This window comes from Bacteroidales bacterium (genome assembly GCA_014860585.1).
Lineage (GTDB): Bacteria > Bacteroidota > Bacteroidia > Bacteroidales > 4484-276 > RZYY01.
Map to the genome: position 1 here is coordinate 59,840 of JACZJL010000093.1, position 14,416 is coordinate 74,255.

The 14,416-nt window shown below is 44.4% G+C and carries 6 protein-coding genes; all 6 read right to left on the minus strand.

Annotation, left to right across the window (positions count from 1 at the left end; translation table 11 throughout):
• Positions 1-246: 246 nt before the first annotated feature.
• Positions 247-2,010, minus strand: a complete 1,764-nt coding sequence (locus IH598_09525; protein ID MBE0638747.1) for a tetratricopeptide repeat protein — start codon at positions 2,008-2,010, stop codon at positions 247-249.
• 187 nt (positions 2,011-2,197) lie between these two features.
• Positions 2,198-8,236 (minus strand): choice-of-anchor J domain-containing protein, encoded by a 6,039-nt coding sequence (locus IH598_09530; protein ID MBE0638748.1) that lies wholly within the window; start codon positions 8,234-8,236, stop codon positions 2,198-2,200.
• A 37-nt stretch (positions 8,237-8,273) separates the two neighbouring features.
• Positions 8,274-8,447, minus strand: a complete 174-nt coding sequence (locus IH598_09535) for a hypothetical protein (GenBank protein MBE0638749.1) — start codon at positions 8,445-8,447, stop codon at positions 8,274-8,276.
• 136 nt (positions 8,448-8,583) lie between these two features.
• Positions 8,584-10,263, minus strand: coding sequence for a tetratricopeptide repeat protein (locus IH598_09540; protein MBE0638750.1), 1,680 nt, complete (start codon positions 10,261-10,263; stop codon positions 8,584-8,586).
• A gap of 307 nt (positions 10,264-10,570) precedes the next feature.
• The gene (locus IH598_09545) at positions 10,571-13,630 is read right to left on the minus strand and encodes a choice-of-anchor J domain-containing protein (protein MBE0638751.1); all 3,060 of its coding nucleotides are present in this window, start codon (positions 13,628-13,630) and stop codon (positions 10,571-10,573) included.
• Between the two features lie 47 nt (positions 13,631-13,677).
• Complete coding sequence (locus IH598_09550) at positions 13,678-13,824, minus strand: hypothetical protein (protein ID MBE0638752.1); 147 nt, start codon at positions 13,822-13,824, stop codon at positions 13,678-13,680.
• Between the last annotated feature and the right edge of the window lie 592 nt (positions 13,825-14,416).

Sequence of the window (14,416 nt, forward strand, 5' to 3'; positions counted from 1 at the left end):
TATTACAAGCTCTGACAAAGAGTTGGATTACAGATGATTGTGTAATTTTGGTGTAACTAGTGCCAGCCAGAAAACCTTAATGTAGAAAATCATTGTTTACCCCAACCCTCCCGAAGTCTCGGGATAAATTCCGGGAGCAATGATTTTCAACGATTTACTCCCTTTTCCCGTAGGGATCCCCTTGGGAAGGGCTGGTTAAATAAATCGTTGAAAATCTATTTTAAGTAGTTTTCAGGCTGGCACTAACTAAAAAGTACTGAGAAAGGTTGTGATGGAGATATTGGAGTTGGTAAGGTTTAGTTGTTTCCTCAGCCTTACCCTTGCCTGTTCGATGGCGCGAACGCTCTGCCCGGTGATGGAGGATATTTCTTTGGTATTCATATCCAAAAACAGAAATGCACACAGCCGCTTTTCATTCAGCGTAAGATTGGGGTTGATTTTAGTCAATTTCTCATAAAACTCATTGTACACCTCAGTAAACCGGAGTTCGAACTCCTTCCAAACCATTTCATTTTTGTCTTTCTCAAATTCGTCAATGATATTGAGCACTGCGAATTGGTTTTCACGCTTGAAATGCGGCACTTTTTCTTTCAGCAGTTTTATGAGTTCGATCTTTCTTTCATTGATTCTGACCATATTCAATGCCTGTGTGGTCAATTCCCTGTTCAGCCTTTCGAGCTTAATATCCTGAATTTTCTTTGTCAACAGGTTGTTCCTGATTTTTATGCGTTGCTTCTGGTTCAATAAAAACAGCACGGAAACACCAAACCCAATGATCAGGCCTGAAATAATCAGAATTAATCTCAGTCTGGACTGCTGGTGTTCATGTTCTTTTTGAAGTTGACCGTAATTGTATTTCAACTCCATAGCCATCAAATTTTGATCTGCCAACGCTTTATCGTACCAATTCCGAAGATAAATATACCTGTCTAAGTACTTGTATGCCAATTCGTGATGCTGCAGTTGCCTGTGAATCTTGTGAAGACGATAAATAAATTCGATCCTGAGTTTTGGCAAGATGCTGTAAACTGAGTCTTCGAGCGCCAGATTAAAATACCTTATTGATTCATCGAAATTCTCTCTCTTTTGATAAAGTATCGCCAGGTTGGCATAGATAGTTGATCTGCTTTGTCCGCCGGAAATATCCGGGCTGATACTATCGAGCAATCGCAATGCTTCGAGCGATGTTTTTTCTCCTTCGTCAAGATCATTATTATTGATGCTTACACTTGCTAAATTGGCAAGGTAGTAGGCAAAAAGGAGTGTGTTTTTTGACTCCTTACTCATTTGTAAAACACGATCAAGGTAGATTTTCGCGCTGTCCATATCACCATTTCTATGATGGTAAACGCTCATCTGGTGATAATTCACTATGAGATTTTCGAGGTTCCCGGTTTGTTTATCAATTTCAATGGCTTCATTAAAATAATCTCTGGCCCTTTCTAATGAACTTTTTTCCAGGTAAAGATTTCCGATGTCGGTGAGTGTACGCGAATAAAGTGCAGAATCTCCGGCTTCTATGCTCAGGTCGGCCGCTTTAAGGAAATGATCCAGTGCAATGTCGGAGTTGTTGATCCTGAAATTCAATTTGCCAAAGTAAAAATTTACCAACGCCTCTAAACCCGGGTCATCTGCTTTTTTCAGGTTCTGCTGAGCCAGGTTCAGCATTTCGAGCGCTTCCGCATTTTTAAAATTTGCCATGTAAATTCTTGAGGAAGTAATGGCAAGATTAATTACTCCCGACTGATAATTGATGGAATCGCTGACATCAATCAGCCTGCTGATTTCGGCAAGTTTCAATGAATCATAGGTGAGGTTTTCGCCAAATACAACATTCAAACTGTCAATTTCACTTTTCAGACCGGCATGTTCCAACTGTGGTTGATGCTGGCAGGAAGCCACAATCAATACGAATCCAATAAAATAAAAACCAATAACCTTGTCTATGTGAATGATTGACAGACACAACCTGATTAATGACTGAAATTTTGTTTTAAACTTTACCACCATCAAACATTGGTTTTTACCAGGGCAAAGATATTCAAATAGCTGCAAACCGTTTGGATTAGGTTCACTGCATGTCCTAATTTTAAAACATGCTGCAAAATGATGTTTTGATAAAGAGATCAATCTGCTTTCAAACAAAAAACCCCGCTCCTTTCGGGGCAGGGTTTTTACCTAACGTTTATGAGAATAGTTACCTGATTACAAGTTTCCTGGTTTCAGATAATTCGGTGGTGCGGATGTTTACAAAATAAACTCCGGGTGCAAGGTGGCTGATGTTCAAGGCGGTATTGTTTCTGAATGATTCTCTGCCAACAGCCACACCTTTATTATCGTAGATTTCCACTACAATGGTTTGATCATTGGCTCCGTTTATGGAGAAGTTTAGAACATCACGGGCTGGGTTGGGAAACATCCGGACGGATGATGCTGAGAATTGATCAATTCCGGTTTGCAGCAGGGTTACGTGGGTGATGGCTGCGAAGGAGTTCGTGTAAAAGGCGCCGGTGGTGTTGTCGAAAGTCTGGTCATAGTCCACCTGCAGGTCAATTACTTCGGCGGTTGAATTGCGATAGAGACGCCAGGTAATTTGCTGGCCTTCTTCAAATCCGGTTTGCGTTGAGGATGTCTGATCGTTTCCAAATAAAGTGACAACCTGATTTTGACTGTTGCCGTTGATGATCATGTAACCATAAACGGTGTTGTCTGCACCGAAAGCGCCGATCGCATCGCCTTCGGCAAATTGGATGAGGCTGCCATTGGTGAAGGCTACCACCTGCATTAAGGGCGACATATTGAGTTTTCCCCAGGGAGTCTCAACGCTGTTTTCCCGGATTGTGGCCGGGGCTGTCGCATTCTTTGTACATGCAGGGAAAGTTACCCCGAACTGGCTTGTTGTCTTGGCTTTGTAAGCTCTTCCCGGAACGAGGGTCTGGAGGGTATTTATGCCCATTGCCGGCCAAAATACCTGGGTTCCGACCAGATCCTGAGCGATGACAACACTGCTGACATTGGAGCCAAGCACTTCCGAGAGGTTGACTTCACATTCGCTAAGAACCGGTAAATATGACCATCCCTGATTCACACTGAGTTGGCTGGAGGCTAGATTCATTCCGCAAACGGAGAATTCAACATCTTCGGTCAACTTTACGGCGTAACCACTTTGGTTGTTCAGGTTGCCAATGGAATTCACATTTTCACCCGGCCAGTAAATCTGGGTAAGGTTTTGCATGATGATCAGATCATCAGCTAAAGGAGCAAATAGATCTTCCACATCCGGAGTATTGGGGACGATATAGCTTGAGAATGAATTCCAACCGGCCATGAAAGCGAATTCCTGGCAATAGCCGTCAAACACGTTCAGATTCACCGGAACCGTAATCAACGGGCGATAAGGATCGTTCGTTACAAACAATATGTTGGCGGCATAATTCCCAACATCCAGTCCTGTAGCGTTAAATGTAGCTGAAATTGGCAAAGTAGCATCCGGGATCACCGTTGCTGAAGCGGGGTTTAGGCTCAGCCATTCACCTTGTCCTAACTCAACATTGGCACGGATGTTCCAGTTTGCACTGAAACCATAATCCGAAAGTCTGTTCCAGACCGAACCATTGCTTGATAGGAAATCTCCATTTGGCTTTGCCGGGCCGGCGTCAACACCTGCCGGGAAAAGGCCTGCCGACTGGTTGTGCAGAAATCCGATCCAAAGATCATTTCCATCAATCAGATATGGTGAAGTTAGTGTAAGGGTGTTCCAGGATGAAGCAACGCCCTGAAGCTGCTGCTGTTGGAGCATTGTGCCCGGCGAAGTGGTTGTTCCGGGTCCCCAGATCATCAGGTATGAAGAGGTTGGAAGCTGATTGATATAAACATCAACAGAAGTGATGGTTGCGCCGGTAAAGGGAGCCAGCATTTCTGACGGAAATCTGACGGCCGTGTAGAAGGTACCTCCGCCTGTTAGTCCGATTGAGGTGGAGTTAGGTCCGTCGTAGTTCAAAACGAACGTATTTCCTGATTTACTGCCATCGGGTGAGGTCATGATTTGTGATGACCTGCTTTGCAGTGATAATTCACTGGCTTCAGGAATTATTCCCTCAGGCACTTTTATGATTTCGGCAGTGCTGTTGGGCAAGTAGTTTATAAAGGTTGTAAACTCAAGATCTTCACTACCGGTATTGGTTACCAAAAGTTGCTGTTCTGCTGTGTTTCCTGTGCTTACAGATGCTGACAGACTTTCAGGATTGATCTGAATAGCCGGAATCTGTGCATCGAAATCTATGATAAAACTTACAGTCTGTCCTTCAGGGTTGACGCCTGCGCCGGCAAATTTTTGTTGATCTGGAGTTGCCACATTTGCTGAATAGAAAATCCATTCATCGGCATCAATTAGTCCGCGGCTGAAAGCATACTCGTTAAAGGTGATCATCGTGCCGTCGGGGTAGCGTACAAATGCCCTCCGCATTTCGATTGGGAAGCTAAAACCATAGGCGCCGATTACCAATCCGTCGTTGGTAACGCCAAGGCAGAATATACCGGTACCGTCAATTGTATTCTCAAAAAGACTCAGGCCGGCGCTTTCTGACCATAAGAATCCCTGGCCACCGATTTCTCCTGTTGCCCAGTTGCCATCGGGTGAAACGGCTCTCACCTCGCCGCCTGTTTCACTAATGGTAATCATTTGTCCGTTTTTCCAAACCACCGGGAAACGGGGAATAATTGGCAAACTGGCCCATCCAAAAACTGTAGCTCCATTTTTACTGATCCCGGTTGCTCGGCTGTTTCCCTCATGCGCGGCGGCGATCATCTCAAACCCTGTGGTTTCATTTTTCTTGTAGGCCTGATAAGTTGAGCCGGTTAAATATTGAAGCCCGACCATATCTTGTCCGTCGGCCGAAATGCCATCTCCCTGGTGATAACCCGTATAATTGATAACCGGCACTGCAGGGTTCATTCCAATGGATGTCCATGCACCGGTTGCCAGGTTCCATCTTCCGGCCATCTGCACTGGGTTTCCGTTGTAGAGCACATCAGGGTTGTTGAAGCTTCCTGCTACAATGCCGCCATCGCTTACTCCTCTTGGCCGAGGATCATCGCCTGTTACAGAAACTAAACCATTCTCCTTTGACCATAAATACCCTGAATGCGCCTGAAATACCCTCAACACAGCATAGTCACCGTCTGTACTAATATCTGTTGGATTTAAGTACTGTCCGGCCATCACGGTAAACTCGATGTTATCCGGCTGAGTTACAGTTAAGGTTACCGGAATAATCACCTCCGGGTTGAAATAATCGTTGCTCAGTATGGTAATAGTGGCTGAATAGTTGCTACCAATTGACAATCCCTGCGGATCAAAGGTGATGACATGCTTTTGGTTTTGTGTAAATGGCACATTGCCTGTAGCTGGGTCAATGCTTAGCCAACCCTCAGGTCCGTCCAGATAATTTGTTTCGAAGGAATAAATCAGATTTGCCGGGGCCGAGTTACTTATAATCAGTTGCCTGGTTGATGGGAAACCAAGTGCTGTAGTATGGTTGAGTTCTTGTGTTGATAAATTCAACCCTGCACTGGCAAACACTGAAATATCGTCCAGATACCATCCATGCGCATTGTTTCCTTCATACCTGAAAGCTAAATAGGCAATTTCGCCGGAATAACTGCTCAGGTTCAGTTCGGTTTCAACCCAACTTGCGGTAACTGAGCCGGGAGTCCATATCTCTGCAAAATCGCCGTCAGCAGGATCTCCGCTGCCCGTGCTGACCCAAACACTGTTTTTGCCATAAATGGCTGGGTTTGTATTGAATGACCAGAACTTGAGAAAAATATCAGCTTCGGTGGGCATAAGTATTGCCGGCGTTACCAGCCAGCTATCTGCTGCAGCGCCTGCGACGTGAAATGCCGAAGTCAGGCCACCCATAGTATGATTTTGATTCTGTGATGCTTCCCAGGTCGGAAGATCGGCTGCATTGTCATAAATCATCCAGCCTTCTGGTGGAAATATTCCTTCCTCAAAATCGGTTTCGAGGGGTAAATTGGCAACCGGAATGCTGTAATCAACTCCAACATTTCTGACAAAGAGCCTGCCGCTGGGTGCAATGGAATTAGATTCAGCGTAAAAAGCCAGTATGATTTTGCCGCTATATCCCTGCAGATCAATAATCACCGTTTCGCCTGTATTCGAAATGGGGGTTGATGAATTCCACCATTGCAACACATTGTCCTGGCTCCATGTCATTCCTCCGTCGAGCGAAACCACCACGCCAAATTTCTGTCCTGCGCCAATGGTAGCCGGGCCGGTTCCGTTGTCGGCTGTAAAAGCCAGGTCGAATTTCAACTGATAATCCTGAGCACTCTCGCCCAACTCGATAGGAGGAGTCATCAGCCATTGATAATTGGCAATTGCGACCAATCTGAAGGCAGCACTGTTGTTTTCAGGCAGGTCGGGGTCGTTTCCAAACTTGCCGTGATACCAGTTTGCCGAAGTGCTTGGCACAGGATTTCCCATCGTAATGTTGCCGGCAAACTTTCTCCAACCTGCTGGTGGAAAATCTCCAATCATATCATAGTTAAACCCGGGATAAATGGTTGCGTCGTAGCCAATTCCTTCAAGCGTAATCACATTCATGAACTCTGAATTGATATTGTCTTCAATATTCAGGGTAGCACTGTAGCTTCTGTCTTCGGTTGGTGCAAACTGCAATGTCAGGTTAATGGCCTCTCCAAAGGAAAGATTGATGGGCCAGGTGTGTCCGGGAGGATAAATGATGCTGTAAGCCTCAGAACCACTTCCACTTATGTTGATATCAAACTCCTGAATCCTCAGCGCTGCAGTTCCGGTGTTGTAAATCTGCAAGAGCTGGGTTGTAGTTTCATTAATAAATACTGTTCCAAAATCGAAGGATGACTGATTGACATTGAATACTGCCTGTGTGGGTACATTCTCATATTTCACGTCGTCAATCTGCAGGATTCTGTTGGTGGCATCCGGAACGTACCTGATGCCAATAAAAGCTACATCAGGAAAAGTAAGCCCCGAATTTTTGAAATCTGCGCTGTAAAACTGGAATGAACCGGTGACCGAAAATTCGGTAACAAGGACAAAAGTATTGGGGTCAGTTCTGTTGGTCATATATCCTACCTGCATTTTGCCTGTATGAGATGATGACCCCATGCGGGCCGGAAGCAAAATCCGCTTTTGTGAGAGATTGGTTACGGCGGGTGAAATCAGGTAAAGTTTGGCCTGCAAATCGGTGGAAGACTGGAACCTGGCCATGTTAGGCAGTGAGAACGCCGTGGAAGATGCAAACACATTCACCGATGCACTGGTTGATGTGGATTGAACAATTTTTGCCCAACCATCGGGTAACCAACCAGAAGGAACTGGAGTAATCCCGTCGAAGTATTCAGAAAATGAAGTCATCGGTGCATAGCCCATTCCTGAAACGGGAACCATTGCTGTAGGAGTTACCGGGTGATTAAAGGTTATATTAAGGTTTGCATTAGCCAGCCCAAAGGAAGAAGCAGTGAAAGTGATGTTGACAACTTTGGTTGTTCCGAAAGGAATGGTCAGGGGGTAGGTGTCGCCGGCAGTAAGCGATAAAGAGAAATCTGCAGCATTTGGCCCGGAGAAAGCAAATCCTCCATCATTGATCACCAGGTCAGTAGCGCCCTGGTTGCCAATTGTCAGTTGATTTGTTTCATCGTGAATTCCGGGGCTTGACATGCCCACATACAGCTCGGTTGGGTTGAGGGTGATGATCGGATCAACCGGAACGGCTTCAACTGAGAAGCTGATGATCATATCTGTAAACTGCGGCGCAGGATTGGTGGAGGCAATCATAAAATAGGACCCAGCTTCAAATACAGCATTGCTTATGGTTCCTCCGGTGGTGGAACCCACAAAAGCCAGGCGTGGCGCCGCAGGAGTTCCCGGACACACGGCAGTAAAAATCAGACCGGTTCGCTCTCCGGCAATAGATGCATTAATGTAGCTTTTAGCAGTGAGGGTGAATTGAAATACAATATCATTACCGTTAAGATAGCTGGTTGATGGAGTTACGTTTGTTGATGAATATTCGTCGCCATATTCTTCCGAATTGATGGCGAAGTCAACCAATGGTGAATTAATCGGATCGGTAAAAATCGGATTTTCGCAGGTTGAGCCTGGCAATTGAGCTTTTGCAATTCCAAAACTGATAGCAAAAAAAACGAAAAGTAACATTCTTGTTTTCATCTGAATAATGTGTTGGTTAGTAAAATGTTTAATTGTTTTATTGATTATGACTGTTATGTTGGTTATCCTGCTTTTGATCATCTTTCTCCTGTTCGAGAAAGTTCAAAATTTTTTTCAGCGCGCGGTTTTCCAACTCCTTCTTTTTGATCAACTCGCTGGCTGAGGAGGAATACTTATCCGAAACTGACGACTTTTTGGCCTTATCTTTCATGCCGAAAATTTTTCGGCAATAGTACAATCGCTGGTAAGGAATCACCAAATTTTTAGCTGGCACACCACTACAACAACCCGCAAAAATGGCTGCTACATTACTGCTACACTGTTTTAATAAACTGTTTTACAGAGATTTATAGTTGGGATAAAAACTCAATCAGCCCGGTTTCAGAGTTGGTCAGATTGAGTCTTTTGCGCAAACGGGTGCGCGCAACTTCGATACTTCGGATAGATTGACCTGTTATGGAGGCAATTTCTTTGGTGGTCATGTTCAGTCGTAAAAATGCACAGAGGCGCCTGTCGTTGGGTGATAGCTCCGGATTGATTGCATTGAGCTTGTCGTAAAACTCATTATGTACCTGTTGAAACCGAACTTCAAACTCGTTCCAGACCGATTTTTGCTGGGTTTTCTCAAGATCTCTGATGATTTCCACAATCCAGTCGTGATCTATATTTACATTCGAAATGCTGTGTTTCTCAAGCTTTTGAACAATATCCTGAATCAGTTCATTTTTTTGAATCTGGTACATTACATTGGTAGCCAGTTCTTTATTTCTAATTTCCAATTCCTTTTGGAGGCTCTCTTTTTCCAATTCAAGGTTCTTTGAATTCAGGTTGATATTTACCTTCTCGAGCATCAGCCTGCGGTTTCGGCTGTGCGACAAAAAATATAACAAGCTCAGAATTGCAACGATCAATATCAATGTAAGACCAATCATCAGGTACCGGAATTCTTTTCGTTTTTGTTCGATTTGAGCCAACTTTTCATTTTCCCTGAATTGTGCGGTGATTTCAAGAAGTGAGAGTTCTTTGAGCGCTGCATCTTTGTTCAGCTTTTCCTTCAGTTCGGTTGACAGCATGTAATATTTTAAAGCCGAATCAGCCATTTGTTTCTGATTGTAAACCTGAAAAAGCAGCTCAAGGGCATCAGCATTGGAAGATAGAACTCCTACCGTATTTGCCAGGTTGTAGCCAAGATATGCATAGTTGAGCGCCTCCTCCACATTTTGCAGTTCCAAATAATACCGGGCAAACATCAGGTAAGATTTCACCAAACCAGATTTATCGTCATTCGAAAGGCGAACTTCGTAGGCTTCATTCAAAAAATCATAAGCTTCAGAAGTTTTTCCCAGGTCGAGGTAAATGCTGCCAAGATTATTCAGCAGATTTCCCAAAAACACCTCCTGACCTGGCGTCCTTCGTGCCAGGCTTATTCCTCGTGAATAATAATCAATAGCCTTTTCGGGTTCATCACAATTTTTGGAAACAACCCCCAGGTTATTATAAATAGAAATCATTTCGGCGCCGGGTTTGGCAATTTCACCTTGTTCAGTCATTTGATCGAAGATGTTGAGCGCTTGCTCAAAATACGCTCTCGATTGCTCAAATTGATTCAGTTTTAGATGAACCGCGCCAAGATTTACCAGCGCATAGGCAGTCCCTTTGTCATCCTGCATCTCTTTCTGGATTTCGAAGTACCGGTAGAAGTATTTTGTCGAAATTTCCAGCAACCCCTGGTTAAAGTAGGCCACGCCAATGTTAAACAGCGCGTAGGAAAGAAGGTCATTTTGATTTGATTTCTCAGCAATAGCAAGCGCTTTCTGGGCAAATTGCAACGAATTTTGTACATCGCCCGAAGCGTATTCCTTCGAAATGGCCACCAGATTATAAACCCTGAGCGAATCACTTTTTGCTGTTTCCACCTGGTAGCGCAACGAATCAATCTTATGAATATCCTGTGCCTTTGCTAAAGAACAGATCATTACAGCAACCTGAATAAAAACAAACGACTTCCTGATTAACAGTGATTTCAATTGATTTTCAAATTTGTCAGGGCAAAAGTAGTTAAACTTAGGAATTGATTCTACTTTAACACATTTGATTTTTCTGCATTTTTGCCCCATCCCTAAAGGGAGAATGCAGAAAAATCAATTCAAACTTCCTTAAGGGTTGGGGTAATTTTGAATTGATTTTTCATTAATGTTTTTGATCTGTTAAAGTAGAATTAAATTGAAGACAAAATGCCTGAAATACTTTGCTTGTCTGAAAAAATTTCTCTTTAAAACAAAAAAAGCCGGTTCCTCGCGGTTCCGGCTTTTTTGGAAATTAATTTTAAAAACTTTATCTACTGATGACAATGGTTCTGTTGAAGGATTTACCTTTTGCATTGATGAATTGCAGGGTATAAACTCCGGTTTTGAGGTTTGAAATATCCATTGACAGGCTCATTTCACCTGCAACTTTGTTTTCTAGCGCAAGTTGTCCGAATGTGTTGAACAGGCGGATGGTTTCAATTCCTTCCACCAGGTTAATGTTCAAATAATTATTGGCCGGAACCGGGTAAACAATGATTGCGGACATAGGATTTTCAGTGATGCCAACCAGCATTTCCAGTGTGACCGGCACAACAAGCATTGGTGAGTCAGGATCATTGCTTGTGATGATAATGTTTGCAGCATAATCGCCGGTTGTAAGTGAAGTTGCATCGAAGGTAACAGCGATGCTTTCTGAACTTTCTGCAGGGATTGTTCCGGCTGTCGGATCAAGGCTGAGCCAGTCGCCCTGTCCCAGTTGAAGATTGGCGCGGATGTTCCAGTTGGAGCCAAATCCAAAACCTGACAGCCGTTCCCAAACGATACCATCCTGCGAGAGGAAATCGCCATTGGGATTTACCGGACCGCCATCAATACCTGCAATAAAATATCCAGCATCGTGCGTGTAAGTGAAGCCAACCCAAATGTCATTGCCGTCAAGAACCAGCGGAGTACTCAGGGTGACTGTATTCCATGAATAGGGGTTTGGTGTCAACGCTTGTTCGTGAAGTAATTCGCCGGGCGCTGTTGTTGTCCCCGGCCCCCAGATTTTCAACATCGCATTCGACGGAAGGTCATTGATATACACATCAACGGATGCAATGGAAGCTCCCTCGAAAGGATTCACCATCGCAGCGGGAAAACGGGCTGCCGTGTAAAATGTTCCGCCTTCAACCAACCCGATGGCATCCACATTCTCGCCATCATAATTCAAAACGAAACCGTCACGTCCTTTTTCTGCTTGTGCATTTCCACCTCTGTTATTTGCTCTGGCAACCTCCATTCTGCCTGGCCTAACCTGCTTTCCAACAGGTACCTCCATAACAGGAGTGCGCTTTGTTGTTGGCATAAAATTGATAAATGTTTCATAATCGAGAGCGCCGTTTCCTGAATTTTGAATGATCAACTCCTGCATTGATGTGGCGCCCGGAGTGAGGGCTTCCGTCAGGCTTTCTGGTGTGATCACAATGTTTGGAATTTCAGCGCCAAAGTCAATCATAAAGGATACATTCTGACCATCAGGAGTAATGGCCGAGCCAATAAATTTATTCTCATCCGGAGTCACTCCGTTGATGCTGTAGAACGTCCAATCGGCTGCATCGGCCATTCCACGGGCAACTGCGTAATCGTTAAAAGTCATCATTTCGCCTGAAAGCATACGGACAAACCCCCTGCGATAATCAGGGAAGGGAGGCCAACCAACAGTGTACCCAAAGAGATTTCCGGCATCAGATACAGCCAATGGACTCATATTGTCGGCATTGAGTGTATTGGAAAAAAAGGTAGTGCCTGTCTGTGCATTCCAGATAAATCCATTTGTTCCGGCAAAGCCCGCCACATATTCGCCTGTGGATGAGGCGGCACTGGCTTCTCCATATTCATTCTCAGCAATCTTGATAAACTCATCACCCACCCAAATTACCGGAGAGCGCGATGCAGCGGGCAGATTGGCCCAGCCAAAAACGACGCTTCCGTCGTTGCTGATCCCGTTTGGACGATTACCGGCCGGTTCCACGTCGCCGATCATATCATAACCGCCAGCTTCTGTCCATTTGAAGGCTTTATATTGATAGCCTTCGAAGTATTGCATTCCTACGATGGTCGAACCATCAGCAGTCATGCCCCAGCATGAGTTGTAATCAGGATAAATGGGTTGTCCGGCCTCAGGATTTACCGGTAGAAAAGTCCATTCACCCGTTTGAGGATGCCAGTAACCAGAAAAGAAAACATTTGACCCTGAAACATTGTAATCAGGATTTCTGGCGGTACCAGCAACCACACCTTCTTCCGAAACGGCTTGGATATAAGGTTCATCACCACCAATGGGTATCAGCCCGGCAGTTTTTGACCACAGATACCCGCCACCGGAACCAAATCCGGAAATGGCTACATATTCGCCACTTTCGCTGATATCATAAGGAAAAGTAAGCTCCGGAAGTAAAATATTAACCTGAACCGAGGATGCTTCGATAACTGTAAAATCAACTGGAACAGTCAGCTCCGGAAGTTCAGGATCATTCGATGTGATGAGGATGGTTGCAGTATAATTGCCTAACTCAAGCCCCTCAGGGTTAAAAGTGCAGGTATGGGCAATGTTTGAACTTGCGCCAATATTGCCACTCATGGGATCAATGGTTAACCAGCCGTTAGCGCCGGCTCCATAGTTGATTTCCATTGAATAAATGAGGTTTTCAACTCCTCCGTTGATCACAGTCAGGCTTTTGTTAACGGATGAATTGGCAGGAGCTGTAGCATTCACCTCCAATGGGTTAACAATAATCTGCGGTGAAGTGTTGAAATCGCTGCCAATGTAAACGTCATCCACAGCCCAGCCATGCGCGTAATCGCCTTCGTAACGGAAAGCGACATAGGCAGTCTGTCCGGAGTAAGAAGCCAGGTCAAGGATTACCCGTTGCCATTCAGCGGCCACAGTGGCAGTTGTCCATATCTCAACAAAATCTCCATCTGCAGGATCGCCGCTTCCGGTACTGATCAGTACACTGTTTTTGCCGTAATATGAAGGGTCAACCGTCCAGTTCCAGAAGGCGAGGACGATTGGACCCGAAGCAGGTAAACTCATGGCAGGAGTTACCATCCAGCCATCCTGAAAACCGCTGGAAAAACCATGATACGCGGAAGTTGTCCCTGCCGGTGTGTGATTTTGAATCGTACTGGCGTCCCAGTTCATCCCAAGTCCGTCAAGGTCATAGATGTTCCAGCCGGTTGGCGGAAATGTGCCTGATTCAAATGCTTCGTCAATCGGGTAATTGCGGGTAGGATCGCCTCCATCAGCATAAATTGAGGTTGACGGCCACAGCAGAAAAATAGCTGCAAGAGCCGTTAGCAAAGTAAAAACATTCTTCTTCATAAACATAATAGGTAAAATTTAATTGATAAATATAGAATTAATAATTGTTACAGTTTTTCTTTTCCGGAATTTTTCTCAACAAAATGAAGCAATTTCTTCAGCGCTTCATTTTCTGATTTCTTCCGGTCAAGCATCTTCTTTAAATCGGTTTCGATGTCCGTTGGGCTTTTCTGTTTTGATGGTTTTTTTGACATAAAAAATTTTCTGCAAAAATACTTTGCGAAAATCTAACCAACCAAAAATAGGATAGCCACTTTATCGCTACACGCCGGCATAATGATCAATACATCTGCAATACAGCGGGAGATATAAAATTGATTATTAGGCGCTTAGTTGACAAAACTAACCAACATGTTGTTTACATTGTTAGAATTTTTAACTGCCCCTCCGATCGGGGTGCCTCCTGATTCACGAATGAATTTTCTCTTGGCCAGCTAAAAGTTTTTACTCTGCGGTTCTTTGCGTCTTCTTTGCGCAACTCTGCGGTAAAAAAAAGTTGAACCGCAGAGGGTCGCAGAGTTTTTTCGCAGAGAGCCGCAAAGCCCCAAAGGGCTTTTCTCTCACGGGGAGAAATTTAGTGTCTTATTTCCTATTTACTTGCTTTTTTTGGCAGAATTTACAAATGGCAAATATCAAAAGACAAATAAATACGAAATTTAAAAATTCAATAACCAAACTTTTCCCCCAATCATTCATATCCGACTTGCGACACCCTGCGTGACGAAGTCAGGCAGGCAGGGCTGTTTTCACTGTTTGGATTTTTGAACCTTCGTACATTAGGTTTTA